Raw genomic sequence first — 23,712 nt, 5'->3', positions numbered from 1 at the left:
GCGGGCGGGATCGGCGCCCCCGGCGCCCACCCGCCCGCACTTCCGGTTCGGGCTACTTGGCGGCGGCCTTCTTCGCGTTGTTCACCGCGTCCGTCCAGCCCTGTTCGGGGCTGCGCTGACCGAGTTCGACCGTGCGGACGGCGTTCTCGACCTCGGTGCGGACGGCCTGGTTCTTCGGCCCCATGTAGACCGGCTTGAGGGTCTTGGCGCCCTCACCGAAGATCTGCCCCACCGGGGCGTCCGAGAAGTACGCGTTCTTGGCGTCGACGATCGCCGGGTCGGCGAGTGCCTGCGGCGAGGAGGGCAGCGGGCCCTTGGCCTTGAACGCCCCGATCTGGCCCTTGGCGCTGGTCAGGAACTTCGCCAGCTCGATCGCCTCGGCGCGGTGCTTGCTCTGCGCGGGCACGGCGAGCCAGGACCCGCCCCAGTTGCCGCCGTTGCCGGGCACCCGGGCGATGTCCCACCTGCCCTTGGCCTCGGCGCCCGCGTTGCCCTCGATGACGCCGGTCATCCAGGCCGGGCAGGCGATGGTGGCGAACTTGGCCTGTTTGAAGGCCGAGACCCACTCCTCGGACCAGGAGCCGTACTTGCCGGACAGCCCGGAGTCGACGATGTCCATCGTGGTGTCCCAGGCCTGCCGGACGGCCGGGTTGCTGTCCACCACCAGGTTGTCGGCGGTGTCGTAGTAGTGGTAGCCCTGCGCGTTGCCCGCTGTCTGGAGCACGATGGTGTTGAAGATGTTGGTCGCGGCGTCCAGGAACGAGGCGCCGGTGTTCTTCGCCTTGAACTGCTCGCCGACCTTGATGTAGTCCTGCCAGGTCGGCCAGAGCTTCGACACCTCGTCGCGCTCGGTGGGCAGGCCGGCCTTGGCGAACAGGTCCTTGCGGTAGCACATCGCCATGCCGCCGACGTCGGTGCCCAGGCCGATCAGCTTGCCGTCCTGGGTCATCCCGCCCTTCCACTTCCACTCCAGGAAGTTGCCCTGGAGTTCGGCCCCGCCGTGGTCGAGCAGGTTGACGAAGTTGTCGGGGTTGGCCTTGTACTCGACCATCAACCCCTCTTCGATGGCGACGACGTCGCCCGCGCCCTTGCCGGCGGCGAGCCACTGGGTCAGCTTCGGCGAGTAGTCGTCGAGGTTGGTGCCGGTGCCCCGCTCGACGATCTTCACGCCGGGGTGGCTGGCCATGTACTCCTTGTAGAGCTCCTCGTAGCCGAACTGGCTGAACACGTCGACCGTCAGCGTGATCTGGCCGTTGTCGGCGGGTTCGTCGCCGCCGGCGCAGCCGGCGGTGGCGAACAGTGCGGTGGCGGCGACGAGAGCCACCGCCGCCAGGCGGCGGCGCGGAAAGACACCCATTTCTGTCGGACCCCTCTCAGGTCGTCTGAGGTGGCGAGGCAGGTGGTGGAACAGAGCTGAGAGAGCGCTCTCACGACAGGGTGGTGCCTGGTGGGGGCGGTGTCAAGAGAGCGCTCTCAATGCCGTACGGAGACCGCCGCAGCCGGGCCGGCCACGGACCGCACGGCCGAGGCGGAGCTGGCCGCCGACCGGAGCCGGCGAGGGCTGCGACGCCAGTGGCCGCCCCCGGGACGGGGGCGGCCACTGGCGGACGTGCGGCGTAACCGCGCGGAGCCCTCGGGTCCCGGCTCCGCGCGGAGGTCAGCCGACGCGCAGACCCTCGAGCAGGGTGGGATCGCCGGCCACGTCGAGCGTGTCGAAGCTGACCCGGCCCCAGAGCGCGAGCAGCAGGTCGCTCGCCGTGCCGCTGACCTGCGCCCGGGCGTGGCGGTCGTCGTGGTCGAAGATGGTGGCGGTGTCCAGCAGGGCCACCCCCTCGCCGCGCAGCCGGAGGAACCACTGCTGGGCGGCGTCGACCGCGGAGAGCTGCACCACCCCGTGCCACTGGCCGGCGGTGCGGCGCCGGCCGGCGGGCAGCCAGGTGTCCAGCACCTCGCTCACCCCGTCGGCGGCGAGCTTGGCCTCGACCGGCTCACCGGCGGCGATCGCCAGCTGGGCGTCCCAGCGGTGCACCGCGGTCTCGTGCGCCATCCGGCGCGGCCAGAAGCCCGCCTTCTTCGGCTGGGGGGCCCAGTTCCAGGCCGGGGCCTCGGGGTCGAGGGCGTCGAAGAGGGTCATCAGCTGGTCGTACTCCTGCTGCCAGAGCCGGAGCGGGGCGACGCCGGCCTCCGGCTCGATCCGCTCGGGCCGGCCCGGCGGCCGGCTGGCCGCGCCGGCGCCCGCGAACGAGCGCACCCAGCGGTAGATGGCGGCGAGGTGCAGGGTCAGGTCGGCGACGGTCCAGCCGGGACAGGACAGCACCGGGGTCTCCGGTGGCGCCTCCGCCACGGCCGCGGCGAACGCCGGGCCCTCCGCCCGGAGCGCACCGATCCAGAAGTCCTTCGTGCCGTGCAGTCTGCTCATCGCCATCCTCCCGGGGGTGACCGGGCCACCAGTGGGCGCCGCGGCTACCCCTCAGCCTAGGGTGAAAGGCGTGTCTGACGTCTACGCCCAGCCGACAACCGGCACCGAACCCGCCGCTACGTGCGAACTGGCGCGATACACCACATTGCGCCTGGGTGGACCGGCCGGACGCGTCGTGGCCGGCACCGACGCGGACGAGATCGTCCGGGCGGTGCGGGAGGCGGGCGAACGGGACGAGCCGGTCCTGGTCCTCGCCGGCGGCAGCAACGTGGTGATCGGTGACGCCGGCTTCCCCGGCACCGTGGTCCTGGTCCGCTCCCGGGGCCTCCGGGTGGTCGACGAGGACGCCGCGACCGTCACCGTACGCGTCGAGGCCGGCGAGCCCTGGGACGACCTGGTCGCCGCCACCGTGGCCAACGGCTGGTCCGGTCTGGAGTGCCTCTCCGGCATCCCCGGCTCGACCGGCGCCACCCCGATCCAGAACGTCGGCGCGTACGGGCAGGAGGTCGCCGAGACCATCACCGGCGTGCGGGTCCACGACCGGGTCGACGGGACGGTCGGGCGGATCGCCGCCGCCGACTGCGGCTTCGCCTACCGCTCCAGCGTCTTCAAGTACAGCGACCGCTGGGTGGTGCTGTCGGTCGACTTCCGGCTGGCCCGCTCGCCGCTGTCCGGCCCGGTGCGCTACGCCGAGCTGGCCCGGGCGCTCGGCGTGGAGGTGGGGGACCGGGTGCCGCTGGCCGACGCCCGGGCCACGGTGCTGCGGCTGCGCGCCGGCAAGGGCATGGTGCTCGACGCGACCGACCCGGACACCCGGTCGGTCGGCTCGTTCTTCACCAACCCGGTGCTGGACCGCGCGGCGTACGAGCTGCTGTGCGAGCGCGCCGCCGACCTGGGCGAGCCGCCGTCGTGGCCCTGCCCCGGGGACATGGTGAAGATCAGCGCCGCCTGGCTGATCGACAAGGCCGGCTTCGGCAAGGGCCACCCGGGCCCGGAGGGCACCGCCATCTCCGGCAAGCACACCCTCGCCCTGACCAACCGCGGCGGCACCGCCAGCACCGCCGCCCTGGTCGAGCTGGCCCGGGAGATCCGCGACGGCGTCCACCGCCGCTTCGGCGTCACCCTCCACCCCGAACCCGTCCTCGTCAACTGCGCCATCTGATGCCCTCGGCGGCTGGCGCGGTCAGGTGGGGGCGACGGCGGGCCAGGGGAGGGTGAGCTCACCGTGGCGCCAGCGGCGGGGGCCGTCGAGGATCGGCCAGCCCGACGCGCGTACGGCGGACACCGCGTGGAGCCAGCGCTGGCGGGGGCCGAACGGGGCGTAGCCGGCGGCGGCGTGCCAGGCGTCGTCGAGCGCCCCGATCAGGTCGTGGATCCGCTCGCCGGGGACGTTGCGGTGGATGAGCGCCTTGGGCAGCCGTTCGGCCAGTTCCGCCGGGGTGCCCAGGGTGGTGAGCTTCGCGGCCAGGGTGAGCGTCCGGGGGCCGTCGGAGTCGAGCAGCACCCAGCCGCCGAGCCGGCCCAGCTCGTCGCAGGTGCCCTCCACCAGCAGCCCGCCCGGGGCCAGCGCGGCGGTCATCGTCCGCCAGGCGTCGGCCACCTCGTGCTCGTCGTACTGGCGCAGGACGTTGAACGCGCGAACCAGGGCGGGACGCAGCCCGGCCAGCTCGAACCCGCCCCGGGCGAACGTCAGCCGGGGCGGGTCGGCGGCGGGCTGGGCGGCGGCCACGCGTACGGGATCGATCTCCAGCCCGACCACCCGCACGTCGGCGCGGACCCCGGCGGCGAGCCGGGCGCGCAGCTCGACGGCGGTGACCGGGGTGGCGCCGTAGCCGAGGTCCACCACCAGCGGGTCGGCGGCGTCGCGCAGCGCCTTCCCGCAGGTCTCGACGATCCAGTTGTCCACCCGGCGGAGCCGGTTGGGGTTGGTCGTCCCCCGGGTCACCACGCCGAGCGGCCGGTGCCACGCCGTGCCCGCCATCGTCGGCTGCCGGTCCGGCTCAGCCGACCCGGTGCACCTTGTGCTGGGCGGCCTGCGCCAGCGGGCGCACCACGAGGCGGTCGACGTTGACGTGCTGCGGGCGGGTCGCGCACCAGGCGACGCAGTCGGCGACGTCCTCGGCGACCAGCGGCTCGGCGACCCCGGCGTAGACCGCCGCCGCCTTCTCGGCGTCCCCGCCGAAGCGCACCAGCCCGAACTCGTCGGTCTTCACCATGCCGGGGTCGATCTCCACCACCCGGACCGGACGGCCGCACAACTCCAGGCGCAGGGTGCCGGCGACGGCCGTCTGCGCGTGCTTGGCGGCGGTGTAGCCGCCACCGCCCTCGTAGACGGTGAGGCCGGCGGTCGAGGAGACGATCACGATGGTGCCGGCCCCGGACGCCTCCAGCGCGGGCAGCAACGCCTGGGTGACGCGCAGCGTGCCGAGCACGTTGACGTCGTACATCCACTGCCAGTCGCCGACCGACCCGGACTCGACCGGGTCCAGGCCGCGCGCGCCGCCGGCGTTGTTGACCAGCAGGGTGACCGGCCCCGGCGCAGCGGCCGCGACCTCGGCGAGCCCGGCCACCGACTCGTCGGAGGTGACGTCGCAGGGCACGGCGGTGGCCGCGCCCCCCGCCGCCTCGATCTCCGCGATCAGGGTGGCCAACCGGTCGGTACGCCGCGCGGCGGCGAGCACGTGGAAGCCCTCGGCGGCGAGCCGGCGGGCGGTGGCCGCGCCGATCCCGCTGGACGCTCCGGTGACGACGGCGACAGAGGTCATCCGGCCATTCTCACCCGGCCGGCCGCGCCGGGCGCCCTCGGCGCGGTGATGAGGTCCGTCACGCCCGGGGGTCGCCCCCGCGCATCAGCGGGGCGGGATCGGGAAGATGACATCCGGCGAGGACGTTGTCCGAAAAGCGCCGGGCGTGCGGGACGGCATAAACCGTGACAGAGGGAGCGGACGTGGCGGAAGTGCACACCGGTGTGGGTCGTCAGCGCGGTGCGCGTCCGTGGCCCCGCCCCCGGCGGATCGCCACCGTCTCGGTGCACACCTCGCCCCTGCACCAGCCGGGCACCGGCGACGCGGGCGGCATGAACGTCTACATCCTGGAGGTCGCGCGGCGGCTCGCCGAGGCGGACGTCGAGGTGGAGATCTTCACCCGGGCGACCTCCGGCGACCTGCCCCCGGTCGTCGAGACGGCCCCCGGCGTGCACGTCCGGCACGTCACCGCCGGCCCGCTCGAAGGGCTCACGAAGGAGGAGCTGCCGGGTCAGCTCTGCGCCTTCACCGCCGGCGTGCTGCGCGCCGAGGCGTCCCGCCCACCGGGCCACTACGACCTGATCCACTCCCACTACTGGCTCTCGGGCCAGGTCGGCTGGCTGGCCAAGGAGCGCTGGGGCGTGCCGCTGGTGCACACCGCGCACACCCTGGCGAAGGTCAAGAACGCCCAGCTCGCCGCCGGGGACCGGCCGGAACCCAAGGCCCGCGTCATCGGCGAGGAGCAGGTGGTCGCCGAGGCCGACCGGCTCGTCGCGAACACCGCGGTCGAGGCCCGGGACCTGATCGACCGGTACGACGCGGACCCGACCCAGGTGGCGATCGTCGAGCCCGGCGTGGACCTGGACCGGTTCCGCCCCGCCCCCGAGGGGCGCCAGCGCGCCGCCCGCCGCCGACTCGGGCTGCCCGCCACCGGGTACGTGGTGGCCTTCGTCGGCCGCATCCAGCCGCTGAAGGCCCCGGACGTGCTCGTCCGCGCGGTGGCCGCGCTGCGCGAGCGCGACCCGGCGCTCGCCGACGAGGTGACCGTGGTGATCTGCGGCGGCCCCAGCGGCAGCGGCCTGGACCGCCCGACCGCCCTGATGGAGCTGGCCGCCTCGCTCGGCGTCGCCGACCGGGTGCGGTTCCTGCCGCCGCAGACGGGCGACGACCTGCCCGCCCTGTACCGGGCGGCCGACCTGGTGGCGGTGCCGTCGCACAACGAGTCCTTCGGGCTGGTGGCGCTGGAGGCCCAGGCCTGTGGCACGCCGGTGGTGGCCGCCGCCGTCGGCGGGCTGGTGACCGCGGTCCGGGACCAGGTCAGCGGCCTGCTCGTCGACGGCCACGACCCGGTCGACTGGGCCCGTACGCTCGGCCGCCTGCTGCCCGACCGGCGGCGCCGGGCCGAGCTGTCCCGGGGCGCGGCCCGGCACGCCCGCGCGTTCTCCTGGCAGCGGACGGCCTCGGGGCTGCTCGCCGTCTACGGCGAGGCGATCGCCGACCACCGGGCCCGGCTCGCCTCCGAACTGGCCGGTGACGCGGCGATGTCCTGCTCCTGGTGACGGGCCCGGTCGCCGGTGGCGGCGGGCCGTCCGCCGCCACCCCCGTGCCGGGGCGTGGGCGGCCGTAGAGTGGGCCGATGAGCGCGAAGGACGATCTGGCGGCCCTGATCGAGGCGGTCTGCGACGAGCGGGAGCTGGCCTGGGAGTCGACCGGCCCGGGCTCGTACGCGGTCACGCTGCCGGGCACCCACAAGCTGAAGACGGTCTGCAACCTGATCGTCGGTGAGCACGCGCTGCGGGTCGAGGCGTTCGTGATGCGCCAACCGGACGAGCGCCGCGAGGAGCTGTGGGCCTGGCTGTTGCAGCGCAACGCCCGGATGTACGCGGTGTCCTTCTCCGTCGACGCGGTCGGCGACGTCTACCTGACCGGCCGGGTCAACCCGGCGGGGATCGACGCCGACGAGCTGGACCGGCTGCTCGGCGCGGTGCTGACGTACGCCGACGAGTCCTTCGACACGATGCTGGAGATCGGCTTCGGCAGCTCGATCCGCCGGGAGTGGGAGTGGCGGGTCAAGCGGGGCGAATCCACCGCGAACCTCGCGGCGTTCGCGCACCTCTTCGAGCCGTCCCCGGCCGCCGCCGGCCCCGCTGGCGACGCGGGCTCCGCGGGGGCCGCCGGCACCGGGGGCGGCGCTCCCGGTGCGGGTGTCCCGGCGGGAGGTTCGGACCGGTCCTGACGGGTATGCCGCACCGCGCGGTGCGGCACTGGGACCCGCCGCGCGCCGAGGACCAACTGTCGAGGAGCGTGAGCATCCCATGGCTCAGCGGAACAGCTCAGGTCGCGGCGGGACTGCGACCAGGACGAAACGGCAGGCGGGCAACCAGACCCCGAACACGCCGGGGATCTCCGAGTCCGACATCTCGCGGATGAAGGTGGACGAGATCCGGGGGCAGTTGCGCCGGCGCGGGGTCTCCGGGATCTCCGCGCTGCGCAAGCCGGAACTGGTGAAGACGCTGGCGCGGACCCTGCGTGCGGAGCGCCCGGCGGGCGGCGCCGCCCGCCGCAGCACCGGCCCCGCCGGCCGCGCGACGGGGACGAAGGCATCGGCCGGCCGGGCCGCCGCCACGAAGAAGGCGGCTGCCGGACGTGCCGCGGGCAAGGCCGCCCCGAGCCGGGCGAAGGCCGCGAACAAGACCGCCCCGGCGAAGAAGGCCCCGGCCCGGAAGGCCGCCGCGAAGGCGGCCCCCGCCAAGAAGACGGCCCCCGCCAAGAAGGCGGCGGCGAAGAAGACCGCGCCCGCGAAGAAGATCGCGCCGGCCCGGAAGACCACCACGGCGGCGGCCCGGAAGACCACGGCAGCGAGGACGTCCGCGCCGGCGTCGTCGCGGGCCGGCGTGGCGCGCGGCGGTACGGCGACGAAGGCGACCCCGGTCCGGACCGGCCGAGCCTCCTCGCGGTCGGTGCGTTCCTCGCAGGTGATCACCTCGACCGCCGACCGGCCCGAGCGCCCCGGCCGCAGTCTGGTCACCGCGAACCACGACGTGATCCGGCGCTGGGCGCAGGAGCGCGGCGCGAAGCCGGCGACGATCGCGGGTACCGAGCGGGAGGGCCGGGCCGGCGTGCTCACGTTCAACATCCCCGGTTACCGGGAGAGCAGCCGGATACGCGAGATCACCTGGGACGAGTGGTTCCGCACCTTCGACGATCGCAAGCTGAACCTGATCTACCAGGAGCAGCTCCGCGACGGCCGGCCCAGCAACTTCTTCCGTACGGAATCCCCAGATCGTGAGGACGCCTGACGTGTTTGGGGGAATGGCCGACGGGTATCCGCTGTTTGCCACGACGGAGGACCGAGGCAGCGACATCCGGGTGGGACACCGGGTGCTGTGACCGGCGAGACAGCCGATCCAGCTTGAATCGGGAATCCGGGCGAACTAACTTTATTGCACCGCGCCACGCTCGGAAACGTTCGGGGGAGCGGCGGATCGATCAGATCCGTGCACCGAGCGAGGCGCAGGGGACGGGTGGAACAACACCGTTGGGGGACGGTGGCCACCTGTTTGGACCGGCGGCGCGAGCGGGCGACGCCTACGGGGGTGGGTATCGCCCGCCGCCGCCGGTCATACCGTGCGAGCGCCCATCACGACCACAGGCCGTGATGGGCGCTCTGCTTTCCTCGGGGGACGCGCCCGTCTCTCGCCGGGTGCGCGGCGATGCCGGCCCTTCCTGACCGCCCCCGGCCGTACGGGTCAGCGCGCCGGTGCGGGCGTCCGGGCCGGGGCCGCGGGCCGGGGGCGGGCCTGGGTGTGGGCGGCGCGGAGGGCGGCCACCCGGCGGTCGCGGGACGGGCCCGTCAGCAGGTGGCAGCCGGCCGCCAGCAGCCCCAACCCGCCGACGACGAGCCAGTGCCCGTCCCCGAGGTACTGCAGGCTCACCCCGCCGAGCGTGGGCGCCACGAACGACGCCGCCGGGAATGCCAGGTAGAACACCGACTGGTAGCGGGCGCGCAGCTCGGGCGGGGCGAGGTCGGCGTTGATCTGGGCGTTCGGCGGGGCGGCGAGCATCTGGCCGACCGTCCAGACCAGCGCCGCGGCCAGGTACACCGCCAGGTCGTCGGCGACGGCGAGGACGGCGAAGCCGGCCGCCAGCAGCACGGTCGACACGGCCAGGACGTGGTGCTTGCGGTGCCGCTCGATCAGCCTCGGCACGAAGAGCTGCCCCACCACGATCAGCACCCCGCCGAGCGCGACCACCGCGCCGTACGCCGACGGGCGCAGCCCGTCCGTCCGCATCGCCAGCGGCATGATCGTCGAGGTCTGCATGGTCAGCACGGCCAGCACGAAGGTCAGGCCCACGAAGGTGAGGAAGGTGCGGTCCATCAGGGCCGTGTGCAGCCCGGGCGGGCGCGGACGCCCCCGCCGCCGCGCCGCCCGCTCCCGGTGTCCCGCCGCCCGGCCGACCCGCACCCGCGCCAGCGTCTCCGGGACCTTCCAGGCGATCACCAGGGCCGCGACCAGGGTGGCGGCGGCGTCGACCAGGAAGAGCGCGAGGAAGCTGGCCTCGGCGAGCAGGCCGGCCAGCAGTGAGGCCACCGCCATGCCGAGGTTGAACGCCCAGAACTGGAGGTTGAACGCGCGGGCGCGGCGCCGCTCGGGCACCACGTCGACGATCGCCGCGACGAAGGCGGGGCTGGGCATCGAGTGCGCCAACCCGACCAGGGCGGCGAGCACGGCGATCACCACCAGGTGCCGGCTGAAGGCCAGGGCGACCATGAGCCCGGCGGTGACCAGGTGGGCGGCGAGCAGGGTGGCCCGGCGTCCCCACCGGTCGGCCAGCACCCCGCCGAGCAGCACGCCGCCCGCCCCGCCCAGCCCGTACGCCCCGACCACCGTGCCCGCCAGCGCCGCGCTCGCGCCGCGCGCATCGGTCAGGTAGAGCGACAGGAAGAGCATCGCGAAGGCGCCGGCCCGGTTGATCAGCAGGCCGGCCCAGAGGTACCAGAAGGTGGCGGGGAGGCCGCCCGCGGTGTCGTCCAGCCAACGACGCAGGGCCCGCACCCGTCCCTCCAGACAGTTGTGTTTGTTAACGGTTCAGGCTCGACCGTAGGAAGCCCGGGTCCGGCGCGCCAGCGTGTCGCTGATCACCGCACGCCGGTCGGGCCGGCCCGGAGTGCGCGCCCAACTCACCGCACGCCGCTCGACTCGGCCGTCCGTCGCGGGTCGGCAGGCGGGCCGGCGTCCGCGCCGGGCACCAGCGGCTCGGCGGGCGCGGTGGCCGCCGCCTCGGCCGCCTCCGGCGCGGGCGGTCGGACCGCCACCACCGGCACGACGGTCCCGGTGGCCCCGCGCAGGGCGACGGCCCGCCGTTCCCGGGCCGGGCCGGAGACCAGGTGGGCGATCGCCATCAGCCCGCCGATCAACGCGCAGCCGAGCCAGAGCTCGCCGTTGCCGGCCTGCTCGCGGACCAGGCCGCCGAGGACCGGCGCGACGGCGCCGGCGACCTGCCAGGAGAGCGAGAACACGCCCTGGTAGCGGCCGCGCAGCTCGGCGGGGGAGAGCTCGGCGATCAGGGTGGCGTTGGACGGCGAGTTGAGCATCTCGCCGACGGTCCAGATCAGCACGGTCAGGCCATAGAACCAGGCCGCGTCCGCGAACGCGGTGAGACCGAACCCGACGCCCATCACCACGGAGGCGAGGGCGAGCACGTGCGACCGGCTCCGGCCCTTGATCAGCCGGGGTACGAAGAGCTGGCCGACCACGATCAGCACCCCGTTGAGCGCGATCACCGAGCCGTACGTGGCGGGGCTCAGGCCGGAGTCGCCCATCGCGATCGGCAGCATCGAGATGTGCTGGAGGAAGACCAGCGCGCCGAACAGGTTGAGCGCCACGAAGCCCAGGTAGACGCGGTCGGCCAGGATGGTGCGCAGCGCCCCGGCCGGCGCCCCGGGGCCCTTGTGGCGGGCGCCGACGGCGGGGGCCCGCCGGGTCTCGCCGACCTTGGCGAAGATGATCAGCGCGGTGATCACGGTGGTGGTCGCGTCGACCACGAAGAGCAGCAGGTAGCCGGCCTCGGCGGCGAGGCCGGCGAGGACGGCGGCGCAGGCGAAGCCGAGGTTGATCGCCCAGTAGTTCAGCGAGAAGGCGCGCAGCCGGTCCTTCTCCGGCACCACGTCGATCATCATCGCCCCGAACGCCGGGCGGGCGGCCTCGGCGAACATGCCGAGCAGCAGCGCGCCGAGCGCCACCGCCCAGAGTTCCCGGGCGAAGCCGAGGGCGAGCATCATGGTGGCCGCGCCGAGGTGCGCGGTGAGCAGGGTCGGCCGGCGGCCCCAGCGGTCGGTCAGGGTGCCGCCGACGGTGGTGCCGACCGCGCCGCCGACACCCCACAGGCCGATCACGAGGCCCGCCTGCGACGCGGAGAAGTCGCGCTCCTGGGTCAGGTAGATGGCGAGGAAGACCAGGACGAACGAGCCGAGCCGGTTGATCAGCGTGCCGGCCCAGAGGTACCAGAAGGTGACCGGCAGGCCACCTGTCGTGTCCCGGAACCAACCCCGCATCGTCCGCACGTCGGCGCCCCCGCTCGCGTAATGACCGTCCTGATTGTTGCGCCTTACAACCTAGTGTGGGGCCAGTTTTCCGGTCACCGCCTTTTCCACGTGGTGGTCGTCACGACCACCGCCCGCGTGTCCCCGCGCCGGGTGCGGCAGGATGATCGGCATGACTGCGAGCGAGGGGCCCACCGTCGGGACGCTGGTCCTGCTGCGGCACGGCGAGAGCGACTGGAACGCCAAGAACCTCTTCACCGGCTGGGTCGACGTCGACCTGACCGAGAAGGGCGAGAACGAGGCGCGCCGCGGCGGCGAGCTGCTGCGCGAGCACAGCCTGCTGCCTGACGTGGTGCACACCAGCGTCATGCGCCGCGCGATCCGCACCGCCGAGCTGGCGCTCAACGCGGCCGACCGGCACTGGATCGCCGTGCGGCGGTCGTGGCGGCTCAACGAGCGGCACTACGGCGCGTTGCAGGGCAAGAACAAGAAGCAGACCCTGGAGGAGTACGGCGAGGAGCAGTTCATGCTCTGGCGCCGCTCGTACGACACGCCGCCGCCGCCGATCGCGGACGACGACGAGTTCTCGCAGGTGGGCGACCCGCGCTACGCGCTGCTGCCCAGCGAGCTGATGCCGCGCACCGAGTGCCTCAAGGACGTCGTCGAGCGGATGCTGCCCTACTGGTACGACTCGATCGTGCCGGACATCCTGGCCGGCCGGACGGTGCTGGTGGCCGCGCACGGCAACTCGCTGCGTGCCCTGGTCAAGCACCTGGACCAGATCTCCGACGAGGCGATCGCCAAGCTCAACATCCCGACCGGGATCCCGCTGCGCTACGACCTCGACCCGCACCTGCGCCCCCTGACGCTGGGCGGCACCTACCTCGACCCGACCGCCGCCAAGGCGGCCGCCGCCGCTGTAGCCAACCAGGGCCGCTGACCCACGTGCCGTGCAAGGAAGGGCCCCTTGTTAACGCATAGCGTTAACAAGGGGCCCTTCCTTACAACTCAGCTCGCGGTGGGCGGGGTCTGGCCGGTGATCAGGTAGACCACCTGCTCGCCGGCGTTGACGGCGTGGTCGGCGAAGCGCTCGTAGAAGCGGCCGAGCAGGGTGGCGTCGATGGCGGTTTCCACGCCGTACGGCCAGTCGTCGCCGAGCAGCACCCCGAACAGGCTCCGGTGCAGGTCGTCCATGGTGTCGTCGTCGCGGTCCAGTTCGGCGGCGAGGTCGGCGTCGGGCTTGGCGAGCACCGAGCCGATCTTGACGGCCATCCGGTCGGCGGTGGCGGCCATGTCGGTGAAGATCGGCCGCAGCTCGGCCGGCACGGCCGGCGACGGGTGCCGGCGCAGGGCCGTCTTGGCGACGTGGTCGGCCAGGTCGCCCATCCGCTCCAGGTCGGCCGCGACGTGCAGCGCGGTGATCATCGCGCGCAGGTCGGAGGCGACCGGCGCCTGCCGGGCGAGCAGGTCGCAGACCCGCTCCTCGACGTGCCGGTAGAGGTCGTCGATCTCGGCGTCCCGCTCGATCACCGTCTCGGCCGCCCGGCGGTCCGCGGTGAGCAGGGCGCGGGTGGCCTGCCGCATCGCGGCCCGGACCCCCTCCGCCATGTCCACCAGCAGTTGGCTGACGATCTGCAGGTCAGCCCGGAACTCGTCGCGCATTGTCACGTCCTGTGGTCGGTGGTCGCCGCCGGAGGGCGGCGAGGGAGCAGGTGCGCCGCCCACGGTAGGTCGGACGGACGGACCACAGATGAACCACGGTGAACGACGCCGGACGCGGGAGTGAACTTTCCCGGAAGCGAGCGTGATTTGCCCTATTTGTAGTGGTTGCCAGGTTAACAATCGCCCTACGATCGCCGGGTGGAGTGGGCGGTGACGGTCGCGTTGGCCGTGGGGCTGGTGGCCGGACTGGTCGCCGGGGTGCTGCTGCCCCGGTTCGTACCCGGGCTGGGCGGGCGCTCCACCTCGACGGGGAGCCGGCCGGGCTTCCCCCTCACGCGTGGGAGGCTCCCGATAGCCGAGGATCCGCAGTCCGGGCTCGGCCGCCGGACCATCGACTCGCTCCGCGCCGGCGTGGTGGTGCTCGACCCCGACGACCTGCCCGTCCTGGTCAACCCCGCCGCCCGCGCGATGGGGCTGCTCCGCACCGGCCCGACCCCCGGCTCGATCGCCGCCCACCCCCTGATCCGTACGCTCGCCGGGCAGGTCCGGCGCACCGGCGTGCGGCGCGAGATCGAGCTGGACCTGCCGCGGGGCCGCGACAACACCGGGGTGAACCCGCTCGGGGTGCACCTGCGGGCGATGGGACTCGGCGCGGGCTACATCGCGGTGGAGGCGGCGGACGTCACCGAGTCGCACCGGCTGGCCCGGGTGCGCCGGGACTTCGTGGCCAACGTCAGCCACGAGCTGAAGACCCCCATCGGCGCCCTGCAACTCCTCGCCGAGGCGCTGCTCGACGCCACCGAGCCGGCCGGCGCGGGCGCGCCCGACCTCTCCGAGGACCTGGTCGCCGCCCGACGCTTCGCCGAGCGGATCCAGCACGAGTCGACCCGGCTGGGGCGCCTGGTGCAGGAGTTGCTGGAGCTGACCCGGCTCCAGGGCGCCGAGGCGCAGCCGCCCCCGGAGCCGGTCGCCGTCGACTGGGTGGTCGCCGAGGTGATCGACCGGACCCGCACCTCCGCCGCCGCCCGCCGCATCGACGTGGTCGTCGAGGGGGAACGGGGGCTCACGGTCCACGGCAGCGACACCCAGCTCGCCACGGCGGTGTCGAACCTGGTCGAGAACGCCATCAACTACTCGGGCGAGGACACGACCGTCCGGATCACCGCCCGCGCCGACGACGAACACGTGGAGATCGCCGTCGCCGACCAGGGCATCGGTATCGGCCCGACCGACGTCGACCGCATCTTCGAGCGCTTCTACCGGGCCGACCAGGCGCGGTCCCGGTCGACCGGCGGCACCGGGCTGGGGCTCGCCATCGTCAAACACATCGCCGGCAACCATGGCGGGCGGGTCGAGGTGTCGAGCACTCTTGGTGGTGGGTCGACGTTCACCCTGCGGCTGCCCGCCCGTCCCCCCGACGAGATCCTGGCGACACTGCCGTCTGCTGGGATCGAGGCCGGCCCGGCCGAGCTCCGGCAGGTCTGACAGCAATGGAAAGGAAATCCCCGTTGAGCCGCGTTCTGGTGGTCGAGGACGAGGAGTCGTTCTCCGACGCCCTGTCGTACATGCTCCGCAAGGAGGGCTTCGAGGTGTCCGTCGCCGCGACGGGCCCCTCCGCCCTCACCGAGTTCGACCGGACCGGCGCCGACATCGTGCTGCTCGACCTGATGCTGCCCGAGATGTCCGGCACCGAGGTGTGCCGGCAGCTCCGACAGCGCTCGCACGTGCCGATCATCATGGTCACCGCGCGGGACAGCGAGATCGACAAGGTGGTCGGCCTGGAGATCGGCGCCGACGACTACGTGACGAAGCCGTACTCGCCGCGGGAGCTGGTCGCCCGGATCCGGGCGGTGCTGCGCCGGCAGAGCTCCGAGGTCGCCGAGTCGGGCGCGCCGACGCTGGCCGCCGGCCCCGTCCGGATGGACATCGAGCGGCACGTGGTGACCGTCGACGGCGCCCCGGTGCAGCTTCCGCTCAAGGAGTTCGAGCTGCTGGAGCTGCTGCTGCGCAACGCCGGCCGGGTGCTGACCCGGGGGCAGCTCATCGACCGGGTCTGGGGTGCCGACTACGTCGGTGACACCAAGACCCTCGACGTGCACGTCAAGCGGCTGCGCTCCAAGATCGAGCCGGAGCCGTCCGCGCCGCGCTTCATCGTCACCGTGCGGGGCCTGGGCTACAAGTTCGAGCCCTGATCGGCGTACGCGCGAAAGGGGCCCGCGCCGGCGCGGGCCCCTTTCGTACGTGGTGCGGCGTCGGTCAGGCGCCGTCGGCCGGGTGCGGGGCGACCATGCCCTGCCGGCTGCGCGCGCCGCACAGCTCGGCCAGCTTCGCGTACGCGGGCGCGCCGATGAGCGCGGTCAGCTCCGGGCCGTAGGAGACGTACATCGGCTCGGCGCCGACGTGCGCGTCGGTGGAGGAGGTGCACCACCAGTCCAGGTCGTGCCCGCCGGCGCCCCACCCCCGCCGGTCGAACTCGGCCAGCGTGGAGACCAGCACCTTGGTGTTGTCCGGCCGCTTGACCCACTCCTGGTCGCGGCGGATCGGCAACTGCCAGCAGACGTCCGGCTTGTATTCCAGCGGGTGCACCCCGTCGCGCAGCGCCTGGGCGTGCAGCGCGCAGCCGGCGCCGCCCGGGAAACCGGCGTCGTTGAGGAAGACGCACGGGCCGTCCTCCGCCTGGGTGGCGGTGCGGCGGGCCGGGTTCTTGCCGTCGATGGTGTCGTTCTCGGTCCAGTTCTTGAACCCGCGACGGTGGTGCTGCCACGTCGCCGGGCTCAGCCGCTTCACCGCGGCCCGGACCCGCTGCTCGTCGTCCGAGTCGGTGAAGAACGCGCCGTGCGAGCAGCAGCCGTCGGCGGCCCGGCCGGCGACGATGCCGTGGCAGCCCCGGCCGAAGACGCACGTCCAGCGGGAGAGCAGCCAGGTCAGGTCGGCCCGGACCAGATGGTTCTCGTCCGCCGGGTCGGCGAACTCGATCCACTCCCGCGGGAAGTCCAGCGGGACCTCGCGGCTGCGCGGGTCGTCCGGGTCGTCCACCAGCACTCGGAGTTCGATCTGCCCTGTCACCCGGCCCAGCGTACGCCCGGAGCCCGGCCCGGTCCGCCGAGCCGCGCGATCGCGTTGCCCCTAGTGTCTTGGACATGCGACTGGGTGTCCTCGACGTCGGTTCCAACACGGTGCACCTGCTGGTGGTCGACGCCCACCACGGCGCGCACCCGTGGCCGGCGCACTCGGAGAAGGTGGTGCTGCGGCTCGCCGAGCAGATCGGCCCGGACGGCGCGCTCACCGAGGCGGGCGCGGACGGCCTGGTCAAGGCGGTCAGCATGGCCAGGGCGGCCGCCGACGGGCTGGACGCCGACGACCTGATCGCGTTCGCCACCTCCGCCGTGCGGGACGCCACCAACGCCCCCGAGGTGCTCGCCCGGGTCCGCGAGGAGGCCGGCGTACGCCTGGAGGTGCTCCCGGGCGCGGACGAGGCGCGGCTGACCTTCCTCGCGGTGCGGCGCTGGTTCGGCTGGTCGGCGGGGCGGCTGCTGGTGCTGGACATCGGCGGCGGCTCACTGGAGATCGCGGCCGGCATCGACGAGGACCCGGACGAGGCGGTGTCGCTGCCGCTCGGCGCCGGCCGGCTGACCCGGGACCGGCTCCGGGTGGAACCGGACAGCGCGGCGCCGCCGCCGGCCGAGGCGGTCGACGAGCTGCGGGCGTACGCCGACGGCCTGCTGGAGCCCGTCGTCGCGCGGATGACCGCGGTGGGCTGGGAGCGGCCGGTGGCCACCTCGAAGACGTTCCGGACCCTGGCCCGGCTGGCCGGTGCGGCCCCCTCCGGCGCGGGCCTGTGGGCCCCCCGCCGGCTCACCCGCCGCGGGCTGCGGCAGGTGCTCGGGTTCATCCGGCACATCCCGCCGGCCCAGCTCGTCGAGCTGGAGGGGGTCAGCGCGGGCCGGGCCCACCAGTTGCTCGCCGGGGCGGTGGTCGCCGAGGCGGCGATGCGCCGGCTGGACGTGGAGGCGCTGGACATCTGCCCGTGGGCGCTGCGCGAGGGGGTGATCCTGCGCCGGCTCGACCAGCTCGGTTCCGGGTGATACGGGCGCTTTGCGGGTTCTCGTCATGAGGTGTCAATCGACCCCCGCTACCCTCGATGGTGTGACTTCCCGCGTCCCCGTGCTCCTGTCCAGTTCCTCGGTCTTCCCTGAGCGGACCGCGGCGGCGTTCCAGCTGGCCGCGGCGCTCGGCTACGACGGCGTCGAGGTGATGGTCTGGACGGACGCCGTCAGTCAGGACGTCGGCGCGCTGCGCGGGCTCGCCGAGCACTACGGCGTCCCGGTGCTCTCCGTCCACGCGCCCTGCCTGCTGGTCACCCAGCGGGTGTGGAGCCCGGACCCGTGGGAGCGGCTGCGCCGGTCCGCGGAGATGGCGGCGACGCTCGGCGCGCCCACCGTGGTGGTCCACCCGCCGTTCACCTGGCAGCGCGACTACGCGCGCAACTTCGCCGACGGGCTGGCCAGGATCGCCGGCGAGTTCCCAGGCCTGCACTTCCCGGTGGAGAACATGTACCCGGTCCGGATGGCCGGCCGGCAGTTCGTCCCGTACGTCCCGGGCTGGGACCCGACCGAGACCGGCTACCCCTCCTACACGCTCGACCTGTCGCACTGCGCCGCCTCGCACACCGACTCGATGGCGATGGCCGACCGGATGGGCGCCGGCCTGGCGCACGTCCACCTCGGCGACGGCACCGGCGAGGGGCGCGACGAGCACCTCGTGCCCGGGCGCGGCACCCAGCCCTGCGCCGAGCTGCTCTCCTCGCTCGCCGGGCGAGGGTTCACCGGCTCGGTCGCCGTGGAGGTCACCACCCGGGGCGCGAAGAGCCGCGCGGTGCGGGAGGCCGACCTGCGCGAGGCGCTGGAGTTCGCCCGCCAGCACCTCGGCACCCCGTCCCCCGTCGACGCCTGACGCGCCTACCCTCGACGCGGCACCGCACCACGCGGGTCGGGCGGGGCCGCGGCGGGAGACCGGGCGCGGCGGGCCGCGCCGCGAGCCGGTCCAGGGTGCCGGTCGACAGCTCCGGCCCGGGCCGGTGGCCGACCCGGGCCGGGCGTCAGGCGACCGTGGTGAGGGATTCCTTGCTGGCGGCGCCGGCCTGCTCGCCCACCGCGGCGCGCTTGCGGGCCCGGTGCGCGGCCACGTGCGAGCGGGTGGCGCAGCGCTCCGAGCAGAACCGCCGGCAGCAGTTGGACGAGGTGTCCAGGTAGACGTTGCCGCAGCGTTCGTCGGCGCAGACCCCGAACCGGGCGCTGCCGTACTCGCAGAGCCAGACCGAGAGGCCCCAGACCGCGCCGGCCAGGTATTCGGCGCTCACCGAGGCGCCCCGGCTGGTCACGTGCATGTGCCAGTCGCTGGAGTCGTGCCCGGAGATGCGGGGCTGCACCGGGAACGCCTCCAGCAGGGCGTTGAGCTCGGCCACCGCGTGGGCGTCCCGCCCGGAGGTGCCGTACTCGAAGACGTCGCGCAGGCGCTTCTGCGCCCGACGGAAGGTCGCGAGGTCCCGCTCCGCCACCTCGTCACGCATCCACGCGTTGTCGTCGGGGAAGAGGGCCCGCAGGTCGTCGAGGTCGTCCAGGCGGGCGTTGACGAGGTCAACGCCGGTCCGGGCGTACGCGTCGAAGTTCACGCCCACAACGGTAGACGACTCAGGAGCCGCGTGGTGCGTCGATGTAGTGCGGCAGGAACCGCGCGTAGCCGTCGGTGATGAGGCTCGCGCTCTCCCGCACCCCCGCACCGGCCGACTCGCCGTCGACCACCCAGCTGCCCAGCACCATCCGGTTGCCCTCGAACTCCGGCAGCGCGCGGAACTCCTGGTAGCAGAAGCCCTCGTCGCCGTAGATCCCCGGATTGGTGATCTCCCCGGCGTCGGTGACGATCCGCACCGAGCCGCCCTCCCGGCCGAGCAGCGGCTTGGCGACGTACTCGGACATGCCGCGCGGCGAGTCGAGGTACGCCGGCAGCAGCAGCTCGTGGCCGGGGTACAGCTCCCAGAGCACGGCGAGCAGCGCCTTGTTCGACAGCAGCAGCTTCCACGCCGGCTCGATCCAGGTGGTCGGGGTGCCCGGCCGCAGCGCCAGCGACCCGTACGGCTCGGCGAGCATCCACTCCCAGGGATAGAGCTTGAAGCAGGTGGTGACCGGCTGGTCCGCCGCGTCGACGAAGCGCCGCCCGTCCCAGCCGATCTCCTGGACGGGCTGGAACACGACGTCCAGCCCGGCCTGCCGGGCGGTCTCGGCGAGGTAGCCGGCGGTCATCTGGTCCTCGCCGGACTCCTCCTCGTTCGACCAGACCACGTGCACCCGCCGGTCGTGCAGGCCGGCGCCGATCTTCGCCCAGGCGCCGACGAGGCGCTCGTGCAGGCTGTTCCACTGGTCCAGCTCCGGCCGGGTGTGTTCCAGCCAGTACCACTGGACGATGCTCGCCTCGACCAGGGCGGTGGGGGTGTCGGCGTTGTACTCCAGCAGCTTGGGGGGCCAGCTGCCGTCGTACCAGAGGTCGAAGCGCCCGTAGAGGGTCGGCGGCGACTCGCGCAGCGACCGGGCCACGGCCTCGGCCGCCCAGTCCGGGATGCCGAACTCGGCGTGGCGGCGGCGCGCGACGACGTGTTCGGCGGCGGCCACCGACATCCGGTGCAGCTCCTCCGTCGCCTCCTCCAGCCGCAGCACCTCGTCCAGCTCGAAGGCGTACGCGGCGGTCTCGTCCCAGTACGACATGATCCCGCCGTCGGGCAGCTCCGTGTCGACGTACACCAGGCCCTGTGCGCGGATGGTCGCGTCCCAGCCGGGGCGGGGGGTGGCGGACTCCCGGCGCACGTCAGCCGCCGCAGGCGGCGAGGTGGGTGCCGAAGCCGCCCCGGTCGGGGACGGCCGCGGTGACCGGTTCCGGCGCGGTGCCGCCGGCGGCGACCTCGGGCACCCGCAGCGCGACGGCCACGGTGCCGCCGCCGCCGACAGGCCCGAGGGCGCAGTCGTCGTCATCGTCGTCGTCGGAGGTCGTGTTGCAGGCGGAGAGGGCGAGCGCCAGGGCGGTGAGCGCGCCGAGCTGCACGGAGGCCGACCGGAGCCGGCGGCGGGGGCGATGTTCCACGTCATGGTTGTAACCGATGGACACCAGCGCCGTCCGCCCCGGGCGGCGCCTGTGATGCGGTTGGGACCTGGGCGGGGGCACTGTCGCCGCCGCCCGGCGCGCAGGCGTCGCCGGGCGTTACGCTCGGTCCATGCTCCGTTCCGTCATCCTCGCCGCCTCCCGGTCATCCCAGGTCGAGCGGCTCGTCGCGGCGGCCCCGGTCACCCGGGACCTCGTCCGCCGGTTCGTGGCCGGCGCCAAGACCGACGACGCGTTGCGCGCGACCCGCGAACTCGTCGACGACGGTCTCGCGGTCTCCCTCGACCACCTCGGCGAGGACACCGTCACCCCCGAGCAGGCCAACGCCACCCGGGACGAATACCTGCGGCTGTTGGCGCGGCTCTCGGGCGCGGGGCTGACCCCGGCCGCCGAGGTGAGCATCAAGCTCTCCGCGCTGGGGCAGGCGTTCGACGAGCAGCTGGCGTACGACAACGCGCGGGCGATCTGCCTGGCGGCCGACGAGGTGGGCGCCACGGTCACCGTGGACATGGAGGACCACACCACCACCGACTCGACCCTGGACATCCTGGCCAAGCTGCGCAAGGACTTCCCGGCCACCGGGGCGGTGCTCCAGGCGTACCTGCGGCGGACCGAGTCGGACTGCCGCGAGCTGGCCACGGCCGGGTCCCGGGTGCGGCTGTGCAAGGGCGCGTACAAGGAGCCGGAGTCGGTGGCCTACCAGTCCGCCCGCGAGGTGGACAAGTCGTACGTGCGCTGCATGAACATCCTGATGTCCGGCGACGGTTACCCGATGCTGGCCACCCACGACCCGCGCCTGATCGCCATCGGCGAGGACCGGGCCCGCTGGTTCGACCGTGGCCCCGAGCGGTTCGAGTTCCAGATGCTGTACGGCATCCGGCCGGAGGAACAGGCCCGGCTGGTCGGCGAGGGCTACACCGTGCGCACCTACGTGCCCTACGGCGACCAGTGGTACGGCTACCTGATGCGCCGCCTCGCCGAGCGCCCGTCCAACCTGGTCTTCTTCGGCCGGGCCGTGCTCAGCAGGAAGTGACTCAGCCGTTCGACCAGCCCCGGGTGCTGCGCACCAGGCGGTAGCCGTCCGGATCGACCACCGTCACCCCCCAACGGTCCCAGTACGGGCCGGCGGAGACCCTCGTCCCCCGATGTACGCCCTGCTCGGACGGCCGCTGGTCGGCGTCGCGCTGGTCGTCGTCTGGGCGCTCACCGTCGCCCTGCTCCGGCGGTCGGGCCGCCCTGCCTGAGCCGCCCCGGCGGGCCCGCCGCCACCGGTGCCGGCGCGACCCGCCCGGGTGCGGCGTCGGGCCGGGTCGGTGGTCGCCGGGGCGACCGGATGGTCGTACCCTTCGCCGGGTGACTGACGGGCAGCCCGAGGCCGACGGTCGGCCGGCGACGGACGACGCGCAGGCCACCGCGACGACACCGCCCGCGGCATCGTCCACGCCCACCGAGCCGCCCACGCCGGGCACCCCTGTCGCGCCCGCCGGGCCGGCCACGTCGCCCGTGCCCGCCGGGCCGGCCACGTCGCCCGCGCCCGCCGGGCCGGGCCTGCCGACCGTGCCCACGGCGTCGGCCGAGCCCGATCCCGTCGCGGTGCCGGCGGAGCGGGCGTCGCGGCGGCTGTGGCCGCTCTGGGCGGCGCTCGCGGCGGTCGTGGTGATGGTCACCTGCGGCCCGCCCACGGCGTTGCTGGCCGGCCTCGTGCGCGACGACGCCAGGCCGATGCCGGGGGCCTCCGGCACCCGGGCCGACGACCCCGCCGAGCGGGCCGCCCGCCAGCTCGGCGAGCGGATGACGGCGGAGCTGGCGCGGCAGTCGGCCGCGCTGCTCGCCGGGGACCGGGCCGCGTTCCTGGCCGTCGCGGAACCCGTCGCGCACCCGGACCTACGCCGCCGGTACGCCGCGCTGCGGGCGCTGCGGGTGACCGCCTGGCAGGCCGAGGCGACCGGCCTGCCCACCCCGGTCGAGGGCCGGCCCGGCGAGTGGCGGTTGCCGGTCGAGTTCCGGTACTGCTTCGTCGTGCCGGACTGCCGCACCAGCCGGGTGCTGACCGGCACCCGCTGGCGGGCGGGGGACCGGCCCCGGCTGCTCGCCGTGGAGCCGTCCCGATCGGCGGAGACCGGCACCCGGCCCTGGGAGGTCAGCGAGCTGGCCGTCGCCGTCGGCCCGCGCACCCTGGTGGCCACGACCCCCGCCCTGCGCCGGCAACTGCCCGGCCTGCTCGCCCAGGCCGAGGCGGCCGCCACGGTCGCCGACACGTACGTCGTCGCCGGCCGGCCACCCGACCGGTACCGGGTCTTCTACGCGGGCCGCGCGGAGTGGCAGCGCTGGTACGGCGGGGGCCGGCCGAAGTGGACCGGCGGGTACGCGGTCACCGTCGGCGGCGGCCACCACGAGGTGGTGCTCAACGCCGACGGGCTGGTGTCCAGCGGGGTGGACGACCTCCTCCGGCACGAGTTGACCCACGCCGCCTCGCTGCCCGAGCGGGGCTACCCGGGCAAGGGCATCTGGTGGCTGGTCGAGGGGCTGGCCGAGCACGCCGGCGCCGACGGCCAGCCGGTCGACCGGTACGAGGGACTGGCCGAGGTACGGCGGCTGACCGGTGGCTGGGACGGCCGGCTCGACGGCCTCAACCCGGCCGACGACGCGCCGGCCGAGCGGGTCAGCGGCAGCTACGGCATCTCCTACCTGGCCGTCCGGCACCTGGTCGACCGGTTCGGCCCGGAGCGGCTGCTGGCCTTCTTCGCGGCGGTGGTGCACGAGCGCCGCCCGGTGGCCGACGCGGCCGAGGCGACCTTCGGCGAGCCGTGGAGCGCCCTGCACGACGAGTGCGTCGCGTACGTCCGGGCCGTGGCCGCCTGAGCGACACGTCGTGTGGGCGTCGCCTGGGTGGCGCAGCCCAGGGGCGGTCGGGGGCGTTCATGATCGACCGCTGTCGGGCGGTGCCGGCCGACCTGACACACTGGTGCCGCTCCCAGCGCGGAGCCCCGGTCCGCGTCCGGAAGCGGCCCGGGGCACCCGCCCGGTGGTTCCGGTGGCGCCGCCGGAACCACCGGGCGCCTTCCGCGCGACGGGGGCGGCTCGTGAGCGCGGCGAGGCGTGGCGGGTGGCGCTCGGCTCCCGGTGGTCGCGCCGCGGGCGGAACGAGGGCCGACCGGACGCCGGGCGCAACAGGTTCGACAACGACGTAGCCG

22 protein-coding genes are annotated in these 23,712 nt (G+C 74.2%); 11 read left to right on the top strand and 11 right to left on the bottom strand.

What is annotated here, in order from left to right; genetic code table 11:
• Window positions 1–52: 52 nt before the first annotated feature.
• Together ACZ6Q9_RS18570 and ACZ6Q9_RS18565 are read right to left on the bottom strand one after the other, a co-directional pair.
• On the bottom strand, window positions 53–1,357 hold the full coding sequence (locus ACZ6Q9_RS18570) for an ABC transporter substrate-binding protein (RefSeq protein WP_396829098.1): 1,305 nt from the start codon (window positions 1,355–1,357) through the stop codon (window positions 53–55).
• 300 nt (window positions 1,358–1,657) lie between these two features.
• A complete protein-coding gene (locus ACZ6Q9_RS18565; protein WP_396829097.1) occupies window positions 1,658–2,419 on the bottom strand; it encodes a maleylpyruvate isomerase family mycothiol-dependent enzyme in 762 nt (253 codons plus the stop codon).
• Between the two features lie 70 nt (window positions 2,420–2,489).
• Between ACZ6Q9_RS18565 and ACZ6Q9_RS18560 the strand changes: the two genes are divergently transcribed.
• Window positions 2,490–3,581, top strand: coding sequence for a UDP-N-acetylmuramate dehydrogenase (locus ACZ6Q9_RS18560; protein ID WP_396829096.1), 1,092 nt, complete (start codon window positions 2,490–2,492; stop codon window positions 3,579–3,581).
• 21 nt (window positions 3,582–3,602) lie between these two features.
• On the opposite strand, the gene ACZ6Q9_RS18555 is transcribed toward ACZ6Q9_RS18560, so the two are convergent.
• Together ACZ6Q9_RS18555 and ACZ6Q9_RS18550 are read right to left on the bottom strand one after the other, a co-directional pair.
• Entirely contained in the window at window positions 3,603–4,400 is a 798-nt protein-coding gene (locus ACZ6Q9_RS18555; RefSeq protein WP_396829095.1) for a class I SAM-dependent methyltransferase, read from the bottom strand.
• Between the two features lie 19 nt (window positions 4,401–4,419).
• Entirely contained in the window at window positions 4,420–5,184 is a 765-nt protein-coding gene (locus ACZ6Q9_RS18550; protein WP_396829094.1) for an SDR family NAD(P)-dependent oxidoreductase, read from the bottom strand.
• Between the two features lie 182 nt (window positions 5,185–5,366).
• Between ACZ6Q9_RS18550 and mshA the strand changes: the two genes are divergently transcribed.
• From mshA to ACZ6Q9_RS18535, 3 genes are all read left to right on the top strand, one after another.
• A complete protein-coding gene (mshA, locus tag ACZ6Q9_RS18545; protein WP_396829093.1) occupies window positions 5,367–6,722 on the top strand; it encodes a D-inositol-3-phosphate glycosyltransferase in 1,356 nt (451 codons plus the stop codon).
• A 77-nt stretch (window positions 6,723–6,799) separates the two neighbouring features.
• Window positions 6,800–7,399, top strand: a complete 600-nt coding sequence (locus ACZ6Q9_RS18540; protein WP_396829092.1) for a YbjN domain-containing protein — start codon at window positions 6,800–6,802, stop codon at window positions 7,397–7,399.
• A 190-nt stretch (window positions 7,400–7,589) separates the two neighbouring features.
• Window positions 7,590–8,462: a hypothetical protein gene (locus ACZ6Q9_RS18535; protein WP_396829181.1), complete on the top strand. Its 873-nt coding sequence runs from the start codon at window positions 7,590–7,592 to the stop codon at window positions 8,460–8,462.
• 450 nt (window positions 8,463–8,912) lie between these two features.
• Here ACZ6Q9_RS18535 and ACZ6Q9_RS18530 read toward each other — a convergent pair whose 3' ends face one another.
• Entirely contained in the window at window positions 8,913–10,220 is a 1,308-nt protein-coding gene (locus ACZ6Q9_RS18530; RefSeq protein ID WP_396829091.1) for an MFS transporter, read from the bottom strand.
• 125 nt (window positions 10,221–10,345) lie between these two features.
• Window positions 10,346–11,728: an MDR family MFS transporter gene (locus ACZ6Q9_RS18525; RefSeq protein WP_396829090.1), complete on the bottom strand. Its 1,383-nt coding sequence runs from the start codon at window positions 11,726–11,728 to the stop codon at window positions 10,346–10,348.
• A gap of 151 nt (window positions 11,729–11,879) precedes the next feature.
• Here ACZ6Q9_RS18525 and ACZ6Q9_RS18520 point away from each other — a divergent pair, with 151 nt between their 5' ends.
• On the top strand, window positions 11,880–12,647 hold the full coding sequence (locus ACZ6Q9_RS18520) for a phosphoglyceromutase (protein ID WP_393264769.1): 768 nt from the start codon (window positions 11,880–11,882) through the stop codon (window positions 12,645–12,647).
• A gap of 68 nt (window positions 12,648–12,715) precedes the next feature.
• On the opposite strand, the gene phoU is transcribed toward ACZ6Q9_RS18520, so the two are convergent.
• Entirely contained in the window at window positions 12,716–13,369 is a 654-nt protein-coding gene (gene phoU / locus ACZ6Q9_RS18515; RefSeq protein ID WP_393457349.1) for a phosphate signaling complex protein PhoU, read from the bottom strand.
• 198 nt (window positions 13,370–13,567) lie between these two features.
• On the opposite strand from phoU, the gene ACZ6Q9_RS18510 reads away from it, so the two are divergent.
• Window positions 13,568–14,854, top strand: coding sequence for a sensor histidine kinase (locus ACZ6Q9_RS18510; RefSeq protein ID WP_393457352.1), 1,287 nt, complete (start codon window positions 13,568–13,570; stop codon window positions 14,852–14,854).
• A gap of 23 nt (window positions 14,855–14,877) precedes the next feature.
• Window positions 14,878–15,561: a response regulator transcription factor gene (locus tag ACZ6Q9_RS18505; RefSeq protein ID WP_350707007.1), complete on the top strand. Its 684-nt coding sequence runs from the start codon at window positions 14,878–14,880 to the stop codon at window positions 15,559–15,561.
• 64 nt (window positions 15,562–15,625) lie between these two features.
• On the opposite strand, the gene ACZ6Q9_RS18500 is transcribed toward ACZ6Q9_RS18505, so the two are convergent.
• A complete protein-coding gene (locus ACZ6Q9_RS18500) occupies window positions 15,626–16,435 on the bottom strand; it encodes a DUF3109 family protein (protein WP_393264776.1) in 810 nt (269 codons plus the stop codon).
• 74 nt (window positions 16,436–16,509) lie between these two features.
• On the opposite strand from ACZ6Q9_RS18500, the gene ACZ6Q9_RS18495 reads away from it, so the two are divergent.
• Both ACZ6Q9_RS18495 and ACZ6Q9_RS18490 read left to right on the top strand, forming a co-directional pair.
• Window positions 16,510–17,454: a Ppx/GppA phosphatase family protein gene (locus ACZ6Q9_RS18495; RefSeq protein ID WP_393264779.1), complete on the top strand. Its 945-nt coding sequence runs from the start codon at window positions 16,510–16,512 to the stop codon at window positions 17,452–17,454.
• A 61-nt stretch (window positions 17,455–17,515) separates the two neighbouring features.
• The gene (locus ACZ6Q9_RS18490; RefSeq protein WP_393457358.1) at window positions 17,516–18,322 is read left to right on the top strand and encodes a sugar phosphate isomerase/epimerase family protein; all 807 of its coding nucleotides are present in this window, start codon (window positions 17,516–17,518) and stop codon (window positions 18,320–18,322) included.
• 145 nt (window positions 18,323–18,467) lie between these two features.
• Here the strand turns inward: ACZ6Q9_RS18490 and ACZ6Q9_RS18485 are convergent, their stop codons facing one another.
• Genes ACZ6Q9_RS18485 through ACZ6Q9_RS18475 form a run of 3 tightly spaced genes read right to left on the bottom strand, consistent with a single transcriptional unit; the run spans window position 18,468 to window position 20,500 of the window.
• Complete coding sequence (locus ACZ6Q9_RS18485; RefSeq protein ID WP_393264782.1) at window positions 18,468–19,040, bottom strand: CGNR zinc finger domain-containing protein; 573 nt, start codon at window positions 19,038–19,040, stop codon at window positions 18,468–18,470.
• Window positions 19,041–19,059: 19 nt separating this feature from the next.
• Window positions 19,060–20,226, bottom strand: a complete 1,167-nt coding sequence (locus tag ACZ6Q9_RS18480) for a glutathionylspermidine synthase family protein (RefSeq protein WP_396829089.1) — start codon at window positions 20,224–20,226, stop codon at window positions 19,060–19,062.
• Window position 20,227: 1 nt separating this feature from the next.
• The gene (locus ACZ6Q9_RS18475) at window positions 20,228–20,500 is read right to left on the bottom strand and encodes a hypothetical protein (RefSeq protein WP_393264787.1); all 273 of its coding nucleotides are present in this window, start codon (window positions 20,498–20,500) and stop codon (window positions 20,228–20,230) included.
• 130 nt (window positions 20,501–20,630) lie between these two features.
• Here ACZ6Q9_RS18475 and ACZ6Q9_RS18470 point away from each other — a divergent pair, with 130 nt between their 5' ends.
• Together ACZ6Q9_RS18470 and ACZ6Q9_RS18465 are read left to right on the top strand one after the other, a co-directional pair.
• A complete protein-coding gene (locus ACZ6Q9_RS18470; RefSeq protein ID WP_393457364.1) occupies window positions 20,631–21,551 on the top strand; it encodes a proline dehydrogenase family protein in 921 nt (306 codons plus the stop codon).
• Between the two features lie 320 nt (window positions 21,552–21,871).
• A complete protein-coding gene (locus ACZ6Q9_RS18465) occupies window positions 21,872–23,380 on the top strand; it encodes a hypothetical protein (protein ID WP_396829088.1) in 1,509 nt (502 codons plus the stop codon).
• The last annotated feature ends 332 nt before the right edge of the window (window positions 23,381–23,712 follow it).

The sequence above is a fragment of the Micromonospora sp. NPDC049139 genome, from assembly GCF_055586845.1.
This window is presented reverse-complemented; position numbering and strand designations above follow the sequence as displayed.